General features: G+C 32.7%; 23 protein-coding genes. 11 read left to right on the top strand and 12 right to left on the bottom strand.

Translation table 11 applies throughout. The annotated features are described in order from the left end of the window. Positions 1 to 14: 14 nt before the first annotated feature. The 5 genes from C8C87_RS06620 to C8C87_RS06600 all read right to left on the bottom strand — a co-directional run bounded on the left by C8C87_RS06620 (position 15) and on the right by C8C87_RS06600 (position 4,436). Positions 15 to 845, bottom strand: coding sequence for a type 1 glutamine amidotransferase (locus tag C8C87_RS06620; RefSeq protein WP_121342037.1), 831 nt, complete (start codon positions 843 to 845; stop codon positions 15 to 17). A 40-nt stretch (positions 846 to 885) separates the two neighbouring features. Further along, positions 886 to 1,992: a carboxylate-amine ligase gene (locus C8C87_RS06615; RefSeq protein WP_099715530.1), complete on the bottom strand. Its 1,107-nt coding sequence runs from the start codon at positions 1,990 to 1,992 to the stop codon at positions 886 to 888. Between the two features lie 150 nt (positions 1,993 to 2,142). Further along, positions 2,143 to 3,090: a RimK family alpha-L-glutamate ligase gene (locus tag C8C87_RS06610; RefSeq protein ID WP_121342036.1), complete on the bottom strand. Its 948-nt coding sequence runs from the start codon at positions 3,088 to 3,090 to the stop codon at positions 2,143 to 2,145. Positions 3,091 to 3,108: 18 nt separating this feature from the next. Next, positions 3,109 to 3,822: an esterase family protein gene (locus tag C8C87_RS06605; RefSeq protein WP_121342035.1), complete on the bottom strand. Its 714-nt coding sequence runs from the start codon at positions 3,820 to 3,822 to the stop codon at positions 3,109 to 3,111. Between the two features lie 212 nt (positions 3,823 to 4,034). Then, positions 4,035 to 4,436 (bottom strand): glyoxalase, encoded by a 402-nt coding sequence (locus C8C87_RS06600; RefSeq protein WP_099715533.1) that lies wholly within the window; start codon positions 4,434 to 4,436, stop codon positions 4,035 to 4,037. A 69-nt stretch (positions 4,437 to 4,505) separates the two neighbouring features. Between C8C87_RS06600 and C8C87_RS06595 the strand changes: the two genes are divergently transcribed. Next, positions 4,506 to 4,889, top strand: coding sequence for an acyl-CoA thioesterase (locus C8C87_RS06595; RefSeq protein ID WP_099715534.1), 384 nt, complete (start codon positions 4,506 to 4,508; stop codon positions 4,887 to 4,889). Between the two features lie 21 nt (positions 4,890 to 4,910). Here C8C87_RS06595 and C8C87_RS06590 read toward each other — a convergent pair whose 3' ends face one another. The 3 genes from C8C87_RS06590 to C8C87_RS06580 are packed head-to-tail and all read right to left on the bottom strand — an operon-like array spanning position 4,911 to position 6,856. Beyond that, the gene (locus C8C87_RS06590; protein ID WP_233550012.1) at positions 4,911 to 5,345 is read right to left on the bottom strand and encodes an ACT domain-containing protein; all 435 of its coding nucleotides are present in this window, start codon (positions 5,343 to 5,345) and stop codon (positions 4,911 to 4,913) included. Further along, entirely contained in the window at positions 5,329 to 6,585 is a 1,257-nt protein-coding gene (locus C8C87_RS06585) for a mechanosensitive ion channel family protein (RefSeq protein ID WP_099715536.1), read from the bottom strand. Before C8C87_RS06585 ends, C8C87_RS06590 begins: the two co-directional genes overlap by 17 nt. Beyond that, positions 6,578 to 6,856: a DUF3817 domain-containing protein gene (locus C8C87_RS06580; RefSeq protein WP_099715537.1), complete on the bottom strand. Its 279-nt coding sequence runs from the start codon at positions 6,854 to 6,856 to the stop codon at positions 6,578 to 6,580. Before C8C87_RS06580 ends, C8C87_RS06585 begins: the two co-directional genes overlap by 8 nt. A 102-nt stretch (positions 6,857 to 6,958) precedes the next feature. Between C8C87_RS06580 and C8C87_RS06575 the strand changes: the two genes are divergently transcribed. The 4 genes from C8C87_RS06575 (at position 6,959) to C8C87_RS06560 (ending at position 11,995) form a co-directional block, all read left to right on the top strand. After that, on the top strand, positions 6,959 to 7,486 hold the full coding sequence (locus tag C8C87_RS06575) for a DUF6155 family protein (RefSeq protein ID WP_121342034.1): 528 nt from the start codon (positions 6,959 to 6,961) through the stop codon (positions 7,484 to 7,486). A gap of 106 nt (positions 7,487 to 7,592) precedes the next feature. Beyond that, positions 7,593 to 9,137 carry a DEAD/DEAH box helicase gene (locus tag C8C87_RS06570; protein WP_121342033.1) on the top strand — a complete coding sequence of 515 codons (1,545 nt, stop codon included), beginning with the start codon at positions 7,593 to 7,595 and terminating at the stop codon, positions 9,135 to 9,137. A 143-nt stretch (positions 9,138 to 9,280) separates the two neighbouring features. Continuing rightward, positions 9,281 to 10,618, top strand: coding sequence for a DEAD/DEAH box helicase (locus tag C8C87_RS06565; protein ID WP_121342032.1), 1,338 nt, complete (start codon positions 9,281 to 9,283; stop codon positions 10,616 to 10,618). A 96-nt stretch (positions 10,619 to 10,714) separates the two neighbouring features. Beyond that, on the top strand, positions 10,715 to 11,995 hold the full coding sequence (locus C8C87_RS06560; RefSeq protein WP_121342031.1) for an NAD(P)/FAD-dependent oxidoreductase: 1,281 nt from the start codon (positions 10,715 to 10,717) through the stop codon (positions 11,993 to 11,995). A 13-nt stretch (positions 11,996 to 12,008) separates the two neighbouring features. On the opposite strand, the gene C8C87_RS06555 is transcribed toward C8C87_RS06560, so the two are convergent. Next, positions 12,009 to 13,238: a multidrug effflux MFS transporter gene (locus C8C87_RS06555; RefSeq protein ID WP_121343312.1), complete on the bottom strand. Its 1,230-nt coding sequence runs from the start codon at positions 13,236 to 13,238 to the stop codon at positions 12,009 to 12,011. Between the two features lie 121 nt (positions 13,239 to 13,359). Continuing rightward, positions 13,360 to 14,079 carry a sulfite exporter TauE/SafE family protein gene (locus C8C87_RS06550; protein WP_121342030.1) on the bottom strand — a complete coding sequence of 240 codons (720 nt, stop codon included), beginning with the start codon at positions 14,077 to 14,079 and terminating at the stop codon, positions 13,360 to 13,362. Positions 14,080 to 14,185: 106 nt separating this feature from the next. On the opposite strand from C8C87_RS06550, the gene C8C87_RS06545 reads away from it, so the two are divergent. Then, entirely contained in the window at positions 14,186 to 14,605 is a 420-nt protein-coding gene (locus tag C8C87_RS06545; RefSeq protein ID WP_121342029.1) for an Lrp/AsnC family transcriptional regulator, read from the top strand. A 43-nt stretch (positions 14,606 to 14,648) separates the two neighbouring features. Here the strand turns inward: C8C87_RS06545 and C8C87_RS06540 are convergent, their stop codons facing one another. Then, complete coding sequence (locus C8C87_RS06540) at positions 14,649 to 15,386, bottom strand: NUDIX domain-containing protein (RefSeq protein ID WP_099715544.1); 738 nt, start codon at positions 15,384 to 15,386, stop codon at positions 14,649 to 14,651. Between the two features lie 468 nt (positions 15,387 to 15,854). On the opposite strand from C8C87_RS06540, the gene C8C87_RS06535 reads away from it, so the two are divergent. From C8C87_RS06535 to fucP, 4 genes are read left to right on the top strand one after another with little or no spacing between them, the layout of a single operon-like run. Further along, positions 15,855 to 17,237, top strand: a complete 1,383-nt coding sequence (locus C8C87_RS06535) for a carbohydrate porin (protein ID WP_121343311.1) — start codon at positions 15,855 to 15,857, stop codon at positions 17,235 to 17,237. Positions 17,238 to 17,266: 29 nt separating this feature from the next. Continuing rightward, complete coding sequence (locus tag C8C87_RS06530) at positions 17,267 to 18,121, top strand: sugar phosphate isomerase/epimerase (protein ID WP_099715545.1); 855 nt, start codon at positions 17,267 to 17,269, stop codon at positions 18,119 to 18,121. Between the two features lie 52 nt (positions 18,122 to 18,173). Beyond that, a complete protein-coding gene (locus C8C87_RS06525) occupies positions 18,174 to 19,112 on the top strand; it encodes a carbohydrate kinase (protein ID WP_121342028.1) in 939 nt (312 codons plus the stop codon). 20 nt (positions 19,113 to 19,132) lie between these two features. Further along, a complete protein-coding gene (gene fucP, locus C8C87_RS06520; RefSeq protein WP_121342027.1) occupies positions 19,133 to 20,488 on the top strand; it encodes an L-fucose:H+ symporter permease in 1,356 nt (451 codons plus the stop codon). Positions 20,489 to 20,773: 285 nt separating this feature from the next. Here the strand turns inward: fucP and C8C87_RS06515 are convergent, their stop codons facing one another. Next, positions 20,774 to 21,280 (bottom strand): DUF2911 domain-containing protein, encoded by a 507-nt coding sequence (locus tag C8C87_RS06515; protein WP_121342026.1) that lies wholly within the window; start codon positions 21,278 to 21,280, stop codon positions 20,774 to 20,776. Positions 21,281 to 21,465: 185 nt separating this feature from the next. Here C8C87_RS06515 and C8C87_RS06510 point away from each other — a divergent pair, with 185 nt between their 5' ends. Further along, positions 21,466 to 23,382, top strand: coding sequence for a DUF294 nucleotidyltransferase-like domain-containing protein (locus C8C87_RS06510; protein ID WP_121342025.1), 1,917 nt, complete (start codon positions 21,466 to 21,468; stop codon positions 23,380 to 23,382).

Here is a 23,382-nt window from a genome sequence, read left to right as displayed (position 1 = left end):
TCGAAATGAATTTATTAATTAGAAAGCATTTTCTTTGTTTTCATCAAGTCATTAATAGCTGTTCTTAGAAAGTTTGGAATCAAGGTTTCATTAGTTCGGTATATTTTATCATCATCTAATAAATCTTCCAACATATTTCTAAACTTCCTTTTTCCTTTCATAGCCCTAATTTTTTCTTTTGCCTGTTTGTTTCTTAAATGAGAGACAAAGCTAATTGGATCTGCTTCGGGATGGAATTGAGTACCTACAAAATAATCTGTAAAACGAACCGCCATGATAGCACGCTCGTATTGAACATGGTCTCTAATTTTCTCCAACGAAATAATTTTAGCTCCTTTTTTGGCAAAAACACTAAGCTTAGGCTGTACTACTTGATAATCTCTGGAATCAATTGCGTAAAAAGGATCAGCAAGTCCTTCAAATAAAGGATCTGTAACTCCTTCTTTGGTTTTATGAATGGTCATTACACCAAAAGAAGTATCATTTCTTCGGGTCACCGTGGCCAATCCAAAATGCAAGCAAGCCATTTGAAAAGAATGGCAAATGAACAGTACATGCTTTTTAACCGCATTTTCACTATTCCATTTGTTCAACGTATCAATAAACGCATAATATTTCACATCCCAATTTCCATCTCCAATTAATGGATTCCCTGGACCACCGGTAGAAATATAAATATCAAATTCCTTAATATCCGGTAATTCACATTTTACCCGAACATCGAATATTTCAAAACTAATTACAGGACTAAACCTGTTTACAACATCAATTATACAACGCATCCCCTGATTAGGTTCCCCTTTGTACATATCTAAAAGCGCTATTTTTATAATTTTATTCGACATAACTATTTTTAAAAAACGATGCGCAAAGATAATTTATATTTTACAATCCCTTTGTAAATTCGCCAGTTATAAAGTCCACCACTTTGCAAAGATCACCTGTTTCTTCAAAAACAGTTAATTGTTTGTCAGCTCCAGTTCCATTTTTCAAAATTTCATGAACATAATTAATATCCTCACGGCTTCCCAATTCATCAACAACATCGTCAATGAAATCTAGTAATTCTAAGATGAGCATTTTAGTTTCCACTTCTTTTTGAAGCCCAAAATCAATCATATTATTATCGATTCCATAGCGGGCAGCACGAAATTTATTTTCCTTAATCAACGCCAATCGATAAATATTGAAACTCGTATTGTTCATATTCAATTTGTAGAGTTTAGCCACAATTGCTTGAATAATAGCTACTATGCAAATGGTTTCATCAACCGTTAAACACATGTCACAAATCCTGAATTCTATCGTATTATAAAAAGGATGCAAGCGTAAATCCCACCAAATTTTCTTTGGATTATCGATACAATTTGTTTTTACCAAAGTATCTAAATAGTTTTCATACGAACTTACAGAATCAAAATATTCCGGTAATCCAGTTCTTGGAAACTTGTCAAAAACCTTAGTTCTAAACGACTTATAGCCAGTTTTTCTACCTTCCCAAAAAGGGGAATTTGTCGAAAGCGCAAATATGTGAGGCAGAAAATAGGTCGCTTGATTCATCAATTGCAAACCAATTTCACGGTTTTCAATACCTACGTGACAATGCATTCCAAAAATCAAATTAGAACGTGCCGCATCTTGTAATTCATTAACAATATCGTGGTATCTGGGATCGTCAGTTATGGGTTGATCTTGCCATTTTGAAAATGGATGAGTCCCTGCGCCACCAACAATAAGATCTTGTTTATCCGCTAATTCAACGATTTTTGAACGCAGAAACCGAATCTCATTTTTGGCATCATTAACGCTATGGCAAATATTGGTTCCAACTTCCACCACTGATTGGTGCATTTCGGCCTTAACTTGCTCATTTAAAATTATTTTGGCACCATCCACAATTTTTGACAAATGCGAGCGTAAATCTCTCGTTTCAGGATCAATAATTTGATATTCTTCTTCTACACCAAGTGTAAAAACAGGTAATTTTTTCATTAATTTATTTTTTTAGGAGCTATTTACTCCGTCAGTTCGCTTCGCTCGTGTCCACTTTCCGTTTCAATCATTTTTTGTCCTGAAAAAGTTCAGAACAAAAAATAATTTTCACTTTAATCAGGACTAAGGCATTCGCCAATCTATAGCATCTTATTTCCCGGCAGCGGCATCTTTTATAAAAGTTCCCCAAGTTAAATTTATCTTTCCTGGTTTTTGTTTTTTTGCAGCAGCAATAGCCATTTTAGCAGCTTCTTCAACTACCCATTCAAAGTTTTCAGCACCCACCGAAGTCAACTCGGCATCAGGCGCTGGATTTCCAAAATCAATCGCATATGGAATTCCGTCACGAACTGCGAATTCAACCGTATTAAAGTCATATCCTAAACCTTTACAAAGACGCAAAGTGTAGTCTTTTATAGTTGCCAATAACTTTTTATCTACTGGAGGTCCGTCAATTACATAGCGCAAATGATGTGGATTTCTAGGTTCGTATTGCATAATTCGAACGGCTTTGCAGCCCAAACAGTACACTCTGAAATACTCCGTAAAAACGATTTCTTCTTGTAACATCATTACTAATTGTCCTGTTTCCTGATGTTTTTCCCAAAACTCTTCTTTGTTTTCTAATCGGTATACATTTTTCCAACCTCCGCCAGCGTATGGTTTCATGTAAGCCGGAAATCCAATGTAGTCGAAGATTCCTTCCCAATCCATTGGGTATTTTAAATTTCGGAATGATTTTCCGGTTGTATCGGTAGGATGTTCAGCTGAAGGAAGAATCACCGTATTTGGCAATGGAACTCCAAGCGTGTCTGCCAAAGCATTATTAAAAAACTTATCATCAGCACTCCACCAAAAAGGATTGTTAATTACATTGGTTCCTGTTAAAGCGGCATTTTTTAAATAAGCACGATAAAAAGGAACGTCTTGTGAAATTCGGTCAATAATTACTGCATATTCACCGTCTTGATTTTGAACCACTTTATCAATTGCAACAGCTTCGGCAATTATTCCTTTTTCATTTTTTGAATTGACACGATCAATAAATGCTTGCGGAAAGGTGTCTTCCATTCCAAATAAAATTCCGATTTTTTTCATCTTGATACGTTTATAATTTTAAAAAAATTTAATTCTTGATAAATAATGTGGAAACATTTCTTTCCAAACAGGCCAGTCGTGCTTGCGTTCCTGACGAATATCCAACCAATGATGAATATTCCTGTCACTCAGTACTTTGCTTAATTTTAGATTAGCATCAAAACAAATATCCCAGTTAGAAGTCCCTAAAACGATATCCATGTTCCATAATTCATAATCATCTAGTCCGTATAAATAATCTTCAGGACTGTTATAGAACACATCATCATTGTGAAAACCATCCATAAAACTTTTAATATTGAAAGCTCCGCTCATCGAGAATACATGACTCACGTATCCTGGATGTCGAAACGCAAAATTGGCCGCATGATACCCACCAAAACTGCAACCTGCCATAACAACTTTTCCTGAAGAAGTATTATTCTTTACCTTTTCAACAATTTCGTGACAAATCATTTTATCATATCTGACATGATTTTCTATGCGATGTATGGGATGAATATTTTTATTGTAAAAACTGTCTTTGTCAATGCTGTCCGGGCAAAATATTTGGATTAAACCCTGATCGATGTACCATCTTGCGGAATCAATCAATCCCATATCCTTATTTTCATGGTAACTGCCCATAGAAGTGGGAAATAAAATAATAGGATATCCTGCGTGTCCAAAAACTAACATTTCAATATCCCTGTTAAGATTGGGTGAATGCCATTTAAAATATTCTTCCTTCATAACTTTATTTTTAACAATTATAATGAAAAAATTCGTGCAAATGACATAAATATTTATACTTAATTAAGATTTATTGTATAAAACATTACGATTGTCAAATTGTAATTTAATTGTAAAATTTGAATGGATATGTCGCTGTTTTTTAAATTATAAACAACAAATCAATTCCTTTTAACATATTTCTAAAACTAAAAAAATCAAGATTCCTTTTTTTAGTTTTCCTTTAATTCAAACAATTGGACTTGACTTTTTAGTCTTTCAATTAACATACTCATCATTCTTTTATTGATATTTGACGAGTTTTTTATATAAACGGCATATTCATCCAAAGTGAATAATGCGATTATCATTCCTTTTAATGCATTTCTAAACTTGATGTCTTTTTGGATAGCATTTTCTATAACCGATAACTTTTTTTCAACGGTGTAGCTATAAAAGTCTGCTTTGTTTTTTGCTACGTAATTAATAAATGAAGCTATAAACAAATCGTTTTGTAGTTTTAAAATAGGTCTAAGTACTTCATTTTGAAATGATTCTTCGGTTGAAGATTGATTGGTTACGGAGCCTATTGTTTGTCCTCTGAATTCTTTTAAAAAAGTATCACGTTCGCTCATTTTTTTTTCTTTAAAAATAAAGAAAATAGCCATAAGAAAAGTTTATTTTTGCAGATATAAAGAAAAATTATGCGATTTCATACTAGGAAATGGGTAAAACCAGAAGATCTAAACCCTAACGGAACATTATTTGGAGGTAAATTATTGGCTTGGATTGATGAAGAATTGGCATTATACACCATTATTCAATTAGAAAATACCAGAATTGTAACCAAACACATGTCGGAAATCAACTTCAGAAGCTCAGCAAAACAAGGTGATATTATAGAAATTGGTATTGATGTTTTAAAATTTGGAAATACTTCGCTAACCCTAAAATGTGAAGCTAGAAATATGATGACACGCGAAACAATTATCACGATAGATCACACTACAATGGTAAATTTAGATGGTAACGGAAAACCAAAAGCACACGGAAAAACCGAAATTGAATTTGTTAAGAATCGTTTGTAATTAGATTTGATATTTTCGCTTTTACTTTGAAAATCGATTAAGGATTTCCATTGTTTTATCAGTGTCTTTTTTATCTACAAAAATATGGTCGTGATAAAAAGCGGCTACCACATTACAACTTATTCCTTCCTGCGAAAGAGCATTAGAAAAAGCTGCGGTTAATCCAACAGCTTCCAGTGAAGAATGAACTGTTAAAGTAATCCAAGAAGCAATAAAAGAATATTCTAATTTTAGACTATCGGCAAATTCCTTCTTGATCACTATGGTAGTACCTTCCTGTTCTTTGAATGTCATAATGACATCGTTAAGATTTAGATTTGCCAAATCATGAACCACACAAAAAACATATTCTCCTAAAATATGTTCCGGTTTCATTGTTTTAAGCAACTTCTCTAAGTCTTTTTCTCCGCTCATTTTAATGTAGAATGCATTTAATTTTTTATACTTTGAAATCATTTTCGGATACCGTTTCAAAAATTTCCAAATCAAAATATTTTACAGAAGCAATAATATGATCGAATATATCCGACATGATGTACTCATAATTCTCAAATCGCTTGTCATGTGAAAAGGCATAAACCTCGAGAGGAACTCCGTGTGATGTAGATTGTAATTGACGACAAAGCATCAACATATCCTTATTTAATCCCGGATAATTGAATAAATATTCTGTAATATATTTTCTAAACAAACCTAAATTAGTCAAATTTCGTCCGTTAATAGCAATTGATTTATCAATTTTATGGCTAGAATTATATTCGTCTATTTCTAATTTTCGAGTGTCAATATAATCTGATATAAGATGTATTTTCTTTAAGTCACTCAATTCTGCTTCTTCCAAAAATCGGATGCTGCTCGTTTTAATAAGAATGTGTCTTTTGATACGTCTTCCATCTGAATTCAGCATTCCGCGCCAGTTTTGAAACGAATCGGAGCTTAAACTGTATGTAGGAATTGTGGTGGTTGTATTGTCAAAATTTCGAACTTTTACTGTTGCCAAATTGATTTCAATTACATCTCCATCGGCACCAAATTTATCCATTGTAATCCAGTCGCCAATTCGAACCATATCATTTATAGATACTTGAACGCTGGAGACAAAACCTAAAATTGTATCTCTGAAAATCAAAATTATTACCGCAGAAACAGCTCCCAAAATGGTTAAAAGCTCTTTTTGATCAATATCAAATAATTTAGAAATAATCACTGTAATCCCAACAGCCCAGAGAACAATCATGATTACTTGAATAAAACTGTCAATAGGTTTATCGCTGTATCTTGGTTTTAGCTTTAAATAATCTCGTAATGCATTGAAAATAGTTCGGATAATCCATAAAACAAGCAATACAATATAAATCCCAACAAGTTTTCCAAAAACGCCTTCCCAATATTCATAGCGCTCCAGAATGATTGGAACCGATTTATAAATAAACAACAGCGGAATTAAATGTGCAATATATTTAGCCGTTTTATTAGATACTAATAAATCATCAAATTTGGTTTTAGTTTTCTGGGCGATTACTGCCATAATTGTTACCAAAATAAGACGAAAGACTACATAAATAGCATATGCCAAAACGCAAAGTATAGCAATATTTATAAACAGACTCAGGTAAGAAGCAAAACTGCTGCCTAATCCCCATTTTCTGAATATAGGATATAGAAAATTGAATATTTTTTCTATTAATTTATACATTTTTCAAGTATTTTCTTTCTATGTAAAAAGTCCCAAAAGGAGGAATTGACGCAATACAAATGATAAAATACTTTTTTAAATCCCACTTTTCACTAAACTTTAAAATTGTTGCCAAAATAATGTAAGCAGTAAATAATACGCCGTGAGCCATTCCAATGTGTTTGACATAAATAGGATCATTAAAAATGTATTTCATTGGCATAGCAAAGAAAAATAACAATAAGGCAGATATACCTTCTACTATTGCTGTAACCTTAAAAATCTTAAGCATTTATTTTATTTTAAGTGATAATTGACAAAATTAAGTATTATCATTGATTTTCGATGCATTCCTTCCTAAAGTAAATTACTTTTGTGTTCTTAAACTTTGATAATGAGCAAACGCGATTTAAAAAAATATTTAGCCGAACTTAATAAGGAGCAACTCGAAGAACAAATTATTGAATTGTACGAGAAATTCAGCCCCGTAAAAGTCTATTATAATTTTGTTTTTAATCCAAAGGAAGAAACACTTTTGCAGGAATGCAAACTCAAAATTTCGAATGAATATTACCCTTTAAAAAAGGCAGGAAGACGCAGTAAACCAAAAATGAGGCGTTCCGTTGCCCAAAAATACATCAAGCATTTTACACTTTTGGGCGTAGATCCATTCCTAATTGCCGATGTAATGCTCTATAACATCGAAATTGCACAAACATTCTCCTCTGAACATATCGTTAAGCAAGACTTATTTTTTAAAAGTATGTTCAATTCTTTTGAGCAAGCCGTTATTTTCTTGATTGCAAATGGAATACTCAATGATTTCAAAACAAGAATAATAGGAATTCATACCGAAACCATCGAGCAAAAGTGGTTCAACGAACCGGAGTTTAATGCAATAATAGAACGATTTGAATATTGAGCGGTTGCATAATTCAATTTTATTTAATCAATCCTGTTTTTTTTAATTAAAATTGACAATTAAACTGTTTTTTAGGTGTATTTTTGCAAAAATCCAACAATAAGCAATGTCCCAAAACACTTTAGAAATAGAAATCGAAGACAAAAAAGAACTTTATGCGTATCAACAAGGCGATATTGATGCCATATTTGAACGCATAGATAATGCGCCTCCACAACACCATTTGTTATATCAACTGCCTACTGGTGGTGGGAAAACTGTGGTTTTTTCAGAAATAGTACGCCGTTATTTATCACAACACGATAAAAAAGTAGTTGTTTTAACACACCGAATTGAGTTGTGTAAGCAAACTTCAAAAATGTTGAAGGGTTTTGATGTAAAAAACAAAATCATCAACAGTAAAGTAAAAGAACTTCCGGACCAAAACGATTATTCTTGTTTTGTAGCCATGGTAGAAACTTTGAAAAACCGTATCAACGATGAAAAACTCCATTTAGATAATGTAGGATTGGTAATCATTGATGAGGCGCATTACAATTCCTTCAGAAAATTATTGAGCTCTTTCAAAAACGCATTCATATTAGGCGTTACCGCAACACCTTTAAGTTCGAATATTAAATTACCAATGCATGAAAGCTATGATGAATTAATCGTAGGGGACACCATTAGTTCTTTGATAGCAAATGGATTTTTGGCAAAAGCAGTCACGTATAGTTATGATGTAGGATTGACTTCGTTAAAAGTCGGTATCAATGGGGATTACACCGTTAAATCATCTGATGATTTGTACACGAATATGGCGATGCAGGAAAAATTATTGCATGCCTATACCGAGAAATCTTTAGGCAAGAAAACCTTAATTTTCAATAATGGAATCAATACATCTTTATATGTGTATGAAACATTTAGAGAAGCCGGTTATGCGATTCGTCACTTAGACAACACCAGTAATAACGAGGAAAGAAAAGATATTTTACATTGGTTCAAGCATACGCCGGATGCAATTCTAACATCGGTTGGAATTCTTACCACAGGTTTTGATGAACCTACTGTAGAAACCATTATTCTGAACAGAGCGACAAAATCATTGACCTTATATTACCAAATGATTGGTCGTGGTTCCAGAAAACTACCTAATAAAGATACTTTTAGCGTTATCGATTTAGGTAATAATGCAGCACGATTCGGATTGTGGAGTGAGCCGGTAAACTGGCAACACATCTTTAAATCACCAGAGTTTTACTTAGAGAATTTACGTGATGATACAGAAATCGAATTGTATTTTAAATACAGTATGCCGCCTGATGTAAGAGCAAAATTCAGTAAAACCGAAGTCGTGACTTTTGATGTTGATGAAGAGCACAAACTCATCATCAAACAAAATTTACGTTCCAAAGAAGTACTGGAAAAATCATTGAAACAGCACGCTGCCATGTGTGTTGATAATTCTGAAACCCTGCAAGAAGCGAAAGCATTAGGGAAACTGTTAGATGATGATATCGATTGCCGCATCAAGCGCTATTCAAAATGTTTGAGTCAGTGCAGTAAAAATTACCGAGAGTGGCTTGTTGACGATTACAAATTGAAACTGGTATTGTTAACCGGGAAAAAATATCGTGAGAAAATCATGAACGAACCGGATGAAGATTAATATTTTCTTTTCAAGGAGCTAATCCCGCTATTCGTTACAATCTTTTATTTTTAAAGAAAAAATAAAAGGATTTTCACTGCTATCGGGGCTAAAAATTACGTTTACAAAACAACTATTTTTTATAAAATATAAAATCCAAAAAAATGCCAAAACAATTCTCTGATTTAGGAATTTCAGCACCCATATTAAAAGCGATTACCGAATTGAAAATTGTTGTACCAACAGAAATTCAGCAAAAAACAATTCCGTTACTTTTATCAAACACTGCGGATTTGGTTGGACTTGCTAAAACAGGTACAGGAAAAACGGCAGCATTTGGATTGCCTATTTTGCAATTAATAGATACTAATTTACCTGTTGTACAAGCTGTTATTTTAGTTCCAACTCGTGAATTAGGCCACCAGATTTTTAGAAACTTAGAAGATTTTGCTAAATATTTACCTCAAGTTTCTATTGCAGCAACTTGTGGAGGAATTCCGATAAAACCTCAAATCGAAAGACTTTCATTGCCAACGCACATTGTTGTGGCAACTCCGGGAAGATTAATTGACTTGATTCAGCGCAAAGCAATAAACTTAAAAGAAACCAAATTCCTCGTGCTCGATGAAGCCGATGAAATGGTAACTATTCTAAAAGAAAGTTTAGATGAAATTGTATCTGAATTACCTAAAACTCACAATACTTTTTTATTCTCGGCAACCATGCCAGGAACCATTAAGCAATTAATTCAGAACTATTTAAATAAAAATGTGGTGCAAGTTAGTGCCAACATGGAAACGATAGGAAATCAAGGAATTGACCATGAATATATTGTGGTGGATCCTATTGAAAAACTAGATGTTTTAATGCATTTCTTGAATTCTAAAGAAGGAGAACGAGGAATTATCTTTTGCAAAACGAAAGCTGCAGTCAACAAATTAGCTAAAAACTTAGCCATCAACCGATTTTCTTCGGGTGCATTGCACGGAAGTTTATCACAAGGAATTAGAGACAGAATCATGGAGCAATTCCGTGAAGGACATATCAATATATTAGTAGCGACGGATTTAGCGGCAAGAGGAATTGACGTAAAAGAAATCTCTTATGTAGTTAATTATCATTTGCCGGATGTTTACGAAGCGTATGTACACCGTAGCGGAAGAACAGCCAGAGCAGGAGCAAAGGGACTTTCTTTGACGGTTTTACAACCGGAAGAAGTAGTGGAAATTGCTGATTTCGAAAAAGAGTTGGGAATTAAATTTACTCAATTCAAGAAACCAACTGTTGCCAGCATCGAAGAAAATAATACGTTATTATGGGCGAAGCAAATTTTCAAGACAAAACCCAATCATGATGTAGCCCCAGAATTAAAAGAAAAAATAAAAACGGTTTTTCATCATTTGACTAAAGATGAATTAATTGAAAAATTATTGGCTAATTACATCCTTCAAAATAAAAATGAACCTATAGAAAAGCCCGTTAAAAGACTAAAAAAGAACTAAACATTTAAAGTTTTTTTAATATTTAATATTTTATCAGCATCCATAAATAACGTATATTTATGGATGCTTTTTTAATTTTAGACTATAAAATACAATATGGAAATTATAATAATAGGAGGAGGATTTGCAGGATTAAATCTTGCTAAAGAACTAGTAAATGAAAAAGGAGTCAATGTAACACTCGTTGACAAAAACAATTATAATTTCTTTCCGCCACTAATATATCAGGTTGCTACCGCTTTTTTAGAACCTTCAAGTATCAGTTACCCTTTTCGAAAATTTTTCTCGGGTAAAAAAAATCTACAATTCCGTCTGGGAAATTTATTAAAAGTTAATCCTTCAGAAAATAAAATCATTCTCAATAATGGCGAATTAACATACGATTACTTGGTTTTTGCCACTGGTGCCGAAACGAGTTATTTTGGAATGGAAAACGTAAAGAAAAATGCCATTCCAATGAAAACGCTCAATGATGCCATTGTGATGCGTAATACATTATTGAAAAATTTAGAAAAAGCAGCTATTTGTAAAGACATTCGCGAACGCAGAAAATTGTTAACCATTGTTGTTGCCGGTGGAGGTCCAACAGGTGTTGAAGTGTCAGGAATGTTTGCTGAAATGCGTAAAAATATTTTACTGAAAGAATATCCGGAATTAAGTACTACGGCAAGTAATATTTATCTGGTTGATGGCGCCAATGCTGTGTTATCTCCAATGAGTAAAGCTTCACAGGAAGATACACTGGAAGCGCTGACAAAATTAGGTGTTGTGGTAAAATTGAATACAACTGTGGTTGATTATATCGATGACACGGTATATTTTGGAAACGGTGAAACAATTCAAACCAAAAATTTAATATGGGCAGCAGGAGTTTCGGCTAAAGTTTTCGAAGGAATTCCTGCAGAAAGTTATGGTCGCGGAAAAAGAATGGCTACTGATGCTTTTAATAAAGTTAACGGCACTGAAAATATCTATGCAATAGGCGATACTTGTATTCAACTTACAGATGAAGCTTTTCCTAATGGTCATCCGCAAGTGGCACAAGTTGCTATTCAGCAAGGAATAAATTTGGCTGATAACTTTAAACTAATGAGTCAAAAAAAGCCATTAAAACCCTTTAAATATAATGATAAAGGATCTATGGCTATTATTGGTAAAAATAAGGCTGTGGTTGATTTACCAAAACCAAAAATGCATTTCAAAGGATTTTTTGCCTGGATAATTTGGTTATTTATTCACCTCATTTCATTGATAACGTATCGCAACAGAGTGAAAACATTCTTCAATTGGATGATTGCTTATTTTGCTAAAGATCAATCGTTACGTATGATTATCAGACCCGATAAAAAAATAAAAACGGAGCCAAAACAACAATAAATCAAATCTATAATTAATGAACTATTGCAACTCCTTCATCATGAGAAGTTGTAATAGTTTTTTTTATGTTTCGTTTTCCGAAAATTAAAATAATCAAAGCCAGAATTGTTGAAACAGCCATAATCATAACCATTGGCAACATTGAATTTTTAACAAAAATACCCACAGCAAAAGAAGCTAATGCTCCTAATCCTAACTGAATAGCCCCCATTAATGCCGAAGCACTTCCTGCATTTCTTGAAAAAGGAGCAAGGGTAAGTCCCGCTGTATTTGGATTTGAAATCCCTAAACACGCTAAGAACAAAAATAACATCGCAATAGTTTCATATAAACCCAAAAGATCATTCATTGCCAAAATAAGAAATGAAATACTAATGAAAGATTGCGTGATTAATGCGCCATAAATCATTTGTTCACTCGTGAATTTTCGTAACAAGAATGAATTCAGCTGGCTGGCACCAATGAAACTTAATGACATAAAAGCAAATATCCAACCATACGTTTTTCCGTCAACTTTAAAAATGTCCATAAATAAAATAGGGGAGGCCGCTACATATGTAAACAATCCTGAGAAAGCGATAGCACCCGTAAACGCGTAGGTGTAAAACTGTGGTTCCTTTACAATACTGATGAAATTTGAAATAATTGGTTTTGGTTTTAATGAAATTGAAGTGTCTGGCTTAAACGTATTTGGTAACCCAATTTGAGCTGCTAAAAGAATCAAAATTCCCATGCACATCAATATAAAAAAGACCGTATGCCAGCCATAATCTTCTGTTATATAACCTCCAACTGTAGGCGCTAACATTGGCGAAAGCCCAACCACTAACATTAGTAAAGAAAATACTTTTGGAATATCTTTCACAGGAAATAAATCACGAACCATAGAAACAGATGCTACAGTCGCTGCACAGCTGCCAATAGCCTGAATAAAACGCAAACCTATGAAAGTATCAATATCGGTTACAAAAACACAACCTAAAGAAGCTAAAATGTAAACTAAGAGTCCTATAAAAAGTGGTTTTTTTCGTCCAAAACGGTCTAATAATGGTCCGTAAAGCAATTGTCCAGCAGAAATTCCAATGAAATAACTGGAAAGAGTCATGGAAACATTAGCAACAGAAGTATTCAAATCTTTGGCGATTCCTGCAAAACCAGGCAAATACATGTCAATTGAAAATGGACCAAGTGCTGTCAGTGAACCTAAAATTAGAATTAATTTTAAATATTTAGCTTTTGTCATTACGGTATCAGTCATGAAATCTTTTTTAATTTTTGCAAAGGTAAATATTTAAAAGGCGAATCAAATGTTAGATCCAATAAATTTAAACTGTTGCAAAAACAGATTGCATGAAATGAAGCAATTAATTTTTAATCAATAACATAATTCCGGACAGAAAAAGAAGTCCAAGCATAATCCTCTTTAAAAAAAGCTCATTTAATTTTAAGTATACTTTTTTACCCAATATCAAAGCAAGTATGAAAAAAGGCAAAACATACAATGAGTTGTACAATTGATTTAAGGTTAAAATCCCTTCGAAAGCAAGGACAGGAATTCGCATGAATGTTATCAAACCCAAAACACCAAACATAGTGGCACGTAAAGTCTTCACATCTGAGGTTTCGTTTTTTACAATTACTAAATATAAAGGTCCGCCAGTTGAAAAAACACCCGAAAAGAAACCGCCTAAAAAGCCAAAAAAATATTTCATTTTTGAGATTAACTGTATCTCTTTATTTGCTTTTAAACTATTTAAAACAAACAGAATTATAAATACACCCAACGCTTTTTTTAGAATTACGGGCTGGCCGTATGCTAATACTATAATTCCTATCAGTAGTCCAAAAAATGAAGATAAAGCTAATTTTTTAAGAAGAGGCTTGTCTATATAATTCCATTCTTTATACACATGAATAGGTGTAGAAATAAAATAGAATATAGATAAATACCCAATTGCATCCGGTAGTGGCATTACAAATAGTAAAAACGGTAATGCAATTAAAGCACCCGCAAATCCGGTAATAGTTTGAACAAAAAAGCCAGTAAAAATTCCAATAGTAAGCAGCAATAACATCATATCCATAGTGCAAAATTAGAATAACACCCAGCTAAACTAAAATTTAATCCACGGATTTAGTGTCATTATTCCATAATATAAATGTAATTTAGCCTATATTAAAAATTTATTTATGGTAGATGCGCTTGATTTAAAAATAATAGAAAGTCTCAAAGTTAATTCGAGAACTTCGTTTGTAGAAATTGGCAAACAAATAGGACTTTCGCCATCATCAGTTAGAGAACGGGTTCAAAAACTAGAAGATACTGAAGTTATAAAAGGTTATAATGTTCAACTCGATAATAAAAAACTCGGCTTTGGCTTAGAAGTTTTTATTATGTTCAAATTATTTAGTGGAAAGCTTAAAATATTTTGTGATGATTTGAACCAGTTTCCTGAAATATATGAAGTTTATAGAATTACCGGAACACATAATATTTTCATGAAAGTTGTTTTAGTTGACCAATTGCATCTGCAACAATTTATCGACAGACTTTTGGTTTATGGAGAACCAACAACACATTTAATTTTATCAGATTTGAAAGATTCATAGTTTTATCTAACTAATTTATTTTCAGACTATTAAAAACAGTAATCTAAATATTAATTAAATACGTTTCTTTATAAATTTTTTGATAAACATCTTTGCTGAACATAAAGAGTTGAGAAGGTCTTTTAGATACACCTACTTGCTTTTCATCCAGCTCAATAATATACTTTTTTGTCAGCAGTTTTCTTCTAAAATTCCTGTTGTCAATTTCGTTTCCTAATATGGATTCGTAGGTATCCTGCAATTCTTTGAAGGTAAATTTATCAGGCAAAAGCTCAAAAATAATAGGCTTGTACAATGCTTTTTCTTTTAAATCGGCATAGGCTTCATTGATAATATCTTTATGATCAAATCCTAATTCCGGCAAATCATTAACTGGAAACCATTGCGGATTATGTTTGTTATTTTCTAAATTAACTTCTTGAGTTTTTAATAAAAAATAATAGGCTATAGTTATCGTTCGCTCATTAAAATTTTCATTTTTGGCCCAAATAACATCTTTTTCATTCATCAAACGATTTGGGTCTCCAAAAACCTTAAATTGTTTTTTATAGACATTATCAAGTCCTGTTAACTCCTTCAAAACTCTGGTAGCAGTTTCATCTATGGTTTCATCCTCTAATGTATGATATCCCGTAAGAACATAATCATTAACCAATGGCTCGTGATTTTCCTTAGATTCTAAATAGCGTTTTATCAACAATACGTTAAGTGATTTAGTATTGACGTCAAACCCAAAAACGACGCAGTCTACAGATATATTTGGAATTATTTTAGACATCATATGAGAACAAAGAATATAATTAGTTTTTGAAAGACGCAATGTTTTACAACATCTTTTAGTACTACAAAACTAATGATTTATTTGTAATTATATTTTTTTAGTAATATTGTTCATTTATAAAATTAAACGTCACTATTACGTTATATGTTATTTATAACAAATTAATTCATATTTATTAAAAAAGTACATAATCAAGCTTATATTTGCCAATTTTAGATATTTATTTAGTTTTTTTTATTGCAAATTAAAAAAATATAATACATTTGAAAAATAATATTCAAAATGACGCTTATTATTTAAAAACCATAAAACTATTCATAAATCTAAATTTTATACCATAAATCAATTGGCGTATTGAATATTTTAGAAGCATTAAATAACAAAATTTCAATACCTATACGTGCCATTTTTACAAACTTAAAACTGCCAAAAAACTTATTCAAGCCATTTTTTTTAATAAACACTTACATGCAAAAAATACTTTTTACTTTCTTATTTTCAATCCTATTTATACCAATTTATTCACAGGTAGTGATCACTAATTCGAATTTTTCATTAGGAACAACGGGTAGAATTGGAGTTGGGCTTTCGCCAAATGGAGAAGGAAATATGTGGAAACCGTTGAATCTTTCCGGTCAAGGTTCATTAGGAGGTCGAATGGAGCAAAGCGACTATATCGATATATTGCCAGCCATACATTTTACTCCAAAAATTGACGGTAAAGACAGCACAAACGTAACTTTTCAAATGCGTTTAGGAATGTACTCAGCTAATGGACAATTTATAGGGAACGTAAGTTCCCGTTCCAATAACGGCTTGACTTTTATCCTTCCCGAAGCGTATATTGAAGCCCGAAATATCATGGGAAGCAAATGGTCGGCTTGGGCAGGATCACGTTTCCGTCGTTATGATGACATTCACATCAGCGATTATTTTTATTTTGATGATCACTCTGCGCAAGGTTTTGGCGTAAGCCATAAAAATACGGAACTGACGATGTTGATGCCCGCTTCTGCTGATTCAACAAATGTGTATCCTTATAATTACGAAGTTACCGTTGCAGGTGCGACAAATCCTGCCATTCGCCAACGTATGGTTTGGATAGGAGAGCACAGTTTTCATTTGAAAAATGATAATGTCATCAAACTTTTGGGTGAGTTTCATTATGTTTCTGCCAATTCAAAAAATGCTTCAAAAAATTACCCATCCGATAAAGGTTGGGTTGCAGGAATTAAATACAACAAACCGTTAAAAACCGCTTTACCAGGTTCATTCAATCAACTTTCTGTACGATATGGTTCCGGAATTGCAAATGGAGGAGATAATGGAAACACTTTTACTTGGGCAACTTACGGAGCACCAGATTCTGAAGGAAAATATACGAATGCCTATTCTTTCACCATGGTAGAACATTTTTTGCTAAACCTTTCGCAAAAATTCAGCATCAATGGATATGGCGTTTTTACCAAAAGTAAAGGTGGTTCTGCCAGCACGAATACGGACGAGTATTTCAACGGAAATCAATTATACAATCAAAAAACTGATTTCGTAGTTGGCTTCAGAAGCTTCTATTATGTATCGAAATGGTTACACTTAATTGAAGAAGTACATTATGCCGTTCGAAAAGATGGCGATAATCCAGAAGCTAATATGTGGAAATTTTCTTTTGCTCCCACCATTGTGCCATTAGGAAAAAAAGATCCTTGGAGTCGTCCTCACATTCGTCTTGTTTGCACGCTGGCGCACTACAACGATTACGCTCGCAATAATAACTATTCTCCGTTTTTACAAGTAAACCAAAAGCGTTGGGGCTCTTTTATTGGAGTAAAAACAGAATGGTGGTTGTTTTAAAATAGAAATAAATCTAAAATTATATAAATATGCCAATTTTTGGAACAACAATTTTATCATTTATCCCTGGATGGAGTGCCGAAGGAGGTCGTTTTGCAATAGAAAAAACCGCAGAATATGGTTTTGATATGCTTGAAATTATTTTACCCGCTTCATTGGATTTCGATGCTAAAAAAACAAAAAAATCACTTGACGAAAACCGCATTTCAGGTCGTTGTACATTGAATTTACCCGCAAACTGTCACATTCCTTTATATCCGGAACAAGCAACCTCGATTATAAAATCAGCTCTTGACAAAGTAGCTGAAATGGATGGTGATTTCTTAGGAGGTGTTTTGCATTCCGCTATTGGAACATTTACCGGGAATCCTTGTACCAAAGAAGAAAGGATAATCATTCAGCAAGTATTTACTGAAGTTGCTGATTATGCTAACAAAAGCAATATCACTATTGCTCCCGAACCCATTAATCGGTATGAAAGTTATGTTTTTACTGCTGCTGATGAAGTGCTGGATATGATTGAATCCATTGGAACAACTAATATAGGATTACATCTGGATACGTTTCACATGAATATTGAAGAACGAAATTTCTACGATCCTATTATTCGTGCAGGAAACAGGTTAAAACATGTGCATATAACAGAAAGTGATCGTGGTATGACTGGTGAAGGCAACGTGCATTGGGATGATTTTTTTAAAGCTTTGGCTGCTATTAACTATCAAGGCCCACTTGTTCTGGAGAATTTTTCTTCACAAATCACAGCATTAGTTGGCCCAACTTCCTTGTGGAGACCTTCAAAATACAACTCGGAAGATCTTGCTAAAGGCAGCCTCGTTTTCATGAGGGAAATGGTCAATAAATGGTATACGAATCAAAAATAATTAAACCTAAAAAAGTAATTATTCAATGCTTTTTTACAAAAAATCACAACAAATGAAAAAGAAATTAAACGGTGTTTGTTTTGGAGAAATCCTTTTTGATGTTTTTCTGGAGCATAAAAAAATTGGTGGAGCTCCGCTAAATGTGGCTTCAAGATTAAATTCGCTAGGAGGGGAGGTTTCCGTTATCAGTGGAGTAGGGAACGATTTAAACGGAAAAGAATTAATAACATATTTGAATGTTTCGGGAATTAACACCGATGCAGTTCAAGTAAAAGATAATTATCCAACGGGTTTAGTCAACGTTATTTTGAATGAAAAAGGAAATGCTTCGTATGATATTAATTATCCTTCGGCATGGGACAAAATTGAAACTTCAAATGAGAATATTTCAATTGTTGAAAAAGCAGACTTTTTTGTTTACGGAAGTTTATCTTCAAGGGATTCAGTTTCCCGAAATACATTGGAACAACTTTTAGCTGTTGCAAAATATAAAATATTTGACGTGAATTTAAGAGTTCCGCATTATACCAAGAAAAATGTTTTGGATTTATTGCATGCTGCTGATTTCATAAAGTTTAATGATGATGAGTTAAATGAAATTTGCGAGGATTTAAATTCAAATAAAAAGTCATTAGAGCAAAATATTAAATTCATTGCTAAGGAAACCAATACTGATACGGTTTGTGTCACTTTAGGATCACATGGAGCAGTTTTATATTGTAATGACACCTTTTATCATAACTGTGGTTTCAAAGTAAATGTAGTTGATACTGTGGGTTCTGGAGATTCATTTTTAGCGTCGTTAATCATAATGTTAATGAATGGAGAAGATCCTCAATATGCTATCAATTTCGCTAGTGCTGTTGGCGCAATTGTCGCTCAAAACGAAGGAGCAAACCCAGTAATTTCTCAGTCGGAAATAGATGATTTTTTATGTGGCTTTGAACAAACAGAATCCAAAACCAATGAATCCGCTGTGATTCTTAATTAACAAATTAAACCAACTAAACAATGAACCAATTCAAAAAAATCCCTGTAGTCAGTAAAGAATTTGTCTTTCAATTTATAATAATAACAATACTGTTTGCGCTGTGGGGAATTGCCAATGATTTAACAACTCCGATGGTTTCTACTTTCAAAAAAGTGATGCCTGAACTTTCGAATACACAAGCCTCATTAGTACAATTTGCTTTTTATTTTGGCTATTTCTTTATGGCATTGCCGGCGGCATTATTCATTAGAAAATACAGCTATAAATCAGGAATAATATTAGGACTTTTATTATACGCAACTGGCGCTTTTTTATTTTATCCCGCGGCACATTACCAAAGTTATACTTTTTTCCTGGTTTCATTATGGGTGATTACGTGTGGTTTAGCGTTTCTTGAAACCACTTCAAATCCTTTGATTTTATTCCTTGGAAATAAAGAAACTGCAACGCAACGTTTGAATTTAGCGCAGGCATTTAACCCAATTGGAGCAATAACCGGATTGGTCATGGCGCAGTTTTTAGTCATCAAAGAAATAAAATCAGATGATTATTCGCAAGAAGCCTACAAAGCATTAACATCAAGTGAATTAGCGAGTATTCGAGAAAATGATTTAGATGTAATTAGCATTCCATACATTGGATTAGGAATTTTTGTCTTAGTAATTTTGATCATTATTATTTTAACAAAAATGCCTAAAACGGCACAAGAAGATAAAATGTCTGTATCTGAATCATTCAAAAAGTTATTTGCAAATAAAAATTATAAACATGGGGTTATTGCACAGGCTTTTTATGTAGGTGCACAAATTATGTGTTGGACCTTTATTTTTCAATACGTAGACAACATCAATAAAACATTCAGATTAGAATTAACAGCTACATATTACAACATAGCGGCCATGATTTTATTTTTATTAGGCAGATGGATTGGAACTGGTTTGATGAAAACCATAAATCCATCAAAAATATTAATGGTTTTTGGTATTGGAGGCGTGATTTGTGCAACCGGAGCAATTGTTTTACAAGGAATGCCTGGATTAATTTCGCTGGTTTGTATTTCTATTTTCATGTCGATTATGTTTCCAACAATTTATGGAATTGCACTAAAAGATATGGGAGACGAAGCAAAAATTGGGTCTGCAGGTTTAGTTATGGCTATCGTTGGTGGCGCATTAATGCCGGTTATGCAAGGAAGTATTTTGGATTTAGGAGGTTCAGGTTTTGCTGATATTAAATTATTTGGCTTTATTCCTGAAGTGAATTTTTCTTTTATTTTACCTTTAATTTGTTTGGCTGTTGTTGCGTATTATGGATATAGTACGTTGAAAGCATCTAAGAAAATTAAAGTTTTAGATGTTGCAGATGCAATAGTTTAGCTTTATTAAAAGAACCGAACAATATTAAAAGAACCGAATAATAATAATTTATTGTTCGGTTCTTTCATATCAATAAACAACTCATCAATGATAATAGCGTCAAATGCATTTAAATTGCTGAGAAAGCTGTAATATTCCATTGTATTAAAATGCACTATAATTTATATTATGTAAAATAGAATTTATTATTAAATATTTGTAATTACATATTCAACCAAATAAAAACAGCATCGCCTATTGGTGATATCGCCTATTGGTGATGCTGTTTTATAATTTAAAAGAAACTTATTTTACAGAAACCGGAATATCCCAATTATCCCAACTCAAAGTGATAGTATTTTTATCAATTGTATACGCTAATTTTTCAGCTTTAGATTTTGCAACTTTTTGCTTAACTGTAACTCTTAGTTGATCTTCTTTTTCTTTGTATTTATAAGCTCCCCATTGTTTCGCTTCATTATTGAAAATTATGATACATTCCTTGTCATTTGGTAAAACAAAAAAAGAATATTTTCCTGCAGGTAATTTTGATCCTTCAACAGTAATTTCTTTGTCGGTTTCAAAAGTTGTTGCATCATTTGCACCTGCACGCCAAACTTGATTAAATGGAACTAATTTACCCCAAATTTCTCTTGCTCTGACTGATGGACTACCATAATTAATTGTAATTGTAGCGCCATTAATTTTTCCAGTAACCACTTCTTTTGTGCTGGTTGGTTTTTCTTGGGCATTTAAAGAATTAATAATCAAAAATGCAATAAGCAAATGGTGAATTTTTTTAAGTAATCTCATGATTTAAAATGATTTAGTTTTGCTTATAAAAATAAAATAACTTCATTTAATTTAGCATAATTCCCCTTAATTTTAAGAAAATATTATGAAGTTTATAAATTAGTTGTTTTACTGCTGTAATGACGGTATTATGATTTATTATTTTATTATTTTTACAAACAATACACCATTTATTTGACCAACTTATGAATACAATTGCTGAGCACATTGCCGATTTTTTAAAGGAATATCCACCATTTAATCATTTGACATTTGAGGAGTTATCCGAAATAGCTACAAGTATTCGCGTTGTTAATTTAGAAAAACATAAAACATTATTCCAAATTAATGATGTTTTGCATGACAGTTTTTATGTTGTTGCGTCAGGTACTATCAATTTATCTGTGATTTCAGATTCTGAAGAAACTTTATTAAATAAGTGTCATGAAGGTGATATTTTTGGTTTACGTCCCTTTTTTGCCAAGAATAATTACATGATGACAGCCAAAGCAAGAGAAGAAAGTATTGTTTATGCTATACCAATCGCTACTTTTCGTCCTTTTGTGGTGAATAATTCAGAAGTACTAAACTTTTTGCTGGAGAGTTTTGCAACAAATACGCGAAATCCAAATGACAAAGAAAATTTAAGAGGTAAACTTATCTCTGACAATGTTTTCTATTCTGACCAGCAGTCGGAAATGCAATATTTTCAATCTTTATCCTATACTATTTCACCATTAAAAACAACTATTACTGCAATTGCGCAAGAAGTTGCTCAGTTAATGACTGAAACATTAAAAAACAATGTTATCGTTTGTGACAATAATTTTCCAATAGGAATAGTGACTGACAGTGATATGCGTTCCAAAATTGCAACCGGTCGATTTCCTGTAACCGTTTCAATAGATAAAATAATGTCATCTCCCGTTATTACTGTTGTAGAAAATGTTTCCTTGGCCGAAGCTCAACTGCTTATGTTGAAACATAATGTGACCCATTTATGTGTAACATACGACGGAACTGATAAATCTGATGTAAAAGGAGTCATTTCTGAACATGATTTGATAGTTGCGCAAGCAAATAATCCAGGTGTTTTAATTAAAGAAATTAAGCGTTCCCAAAATCCTAAAGAATTAAAACAAATTCGAGAACGTTTAACAGATTTGATTCAAACATCTATTTCTAAAAACATACCGCTTTCTCACGTTTTTAATATTGCCAGCGAAATTAATTTAGCAATAATTAAACGTTCTGTAGAGTTATCCATTTTAGATTTAGGCTCACCTCCTGCCCGTTTTGCCTGGCTAAGTATTGGAAGTCAAGGAAGAAAAGAACAGCTATTATTAACTGATCAAGATAGTATTTTAATATTCGAAGATGTTTCGGCTGATAAATATCGTGAGGTAAAAGATTATTTTCTTAAACTTGGAAAACGAACAACAGCTACGCTTGAAAAAATTGGTTATGAATTATGCCCAAACGGACATATGGGAAGCAATATGCTTTGGTGTAAATCATTGACTGATTGGACAAAACAATACGACAGCTGGATGAATACTCCAGGTGAAAATAGCAATGATTTAAGCAGTATTTTCTTTGATTACGAAATCACTTTTGGAGAACAAAGAATCGAAGATGCTATTGGAAATGTTGTTTTTAAAAATGCAAAAAATAACACTTTGTTCTTTGATTTCTTAGGAAACGATGCTTTGAGAAAAAATTCACCACTGACTTTTTTCAAAAATTTCATTGTGGAAGAAGAAGGTCCAAACAAAGATAAATTTGATATAAAAACACGTGCTTTGATGCCGCTAATTGATGGTGCTCGTTTGTTTACCTTAAATTTTGATATTCGAGGAATCAACAACACCTTTCAGCGATTCAAGCAGTTAGCAATTGCAGATCCTAAACATGCTGAAATTTACCTTAATTGTGCTGAAGCCTTTTTGATTTTATCAAAATTCAGAACCTTAGAAGGCTTAAAAAATGATAATTCAGGTCAATTTATAAATTTGAATGAATTATCAAAAATTGATAAGGAAAAATTAAAGAATGCTTTGGCTCCTATGAGAGAATTGGAAGAATTAATAAAAAATAAATTTCAACTTACTCAATTTTCATAA

The organism is Flavobacterium sp. 120, from assembly GCF_003633605.1.
Lineage (GTDB): Bacteria > Bacteroidota > Bacteroidia > Flavobacteriales > Flavobacteriaceae > Flavobacterium > Flavobacterium algoritolerans.
The sequence above is the reverse complement of the archived record's forward strand: the minus strand, read 5'-3'. Positions and strand labels throughout refer to the sequence as shown.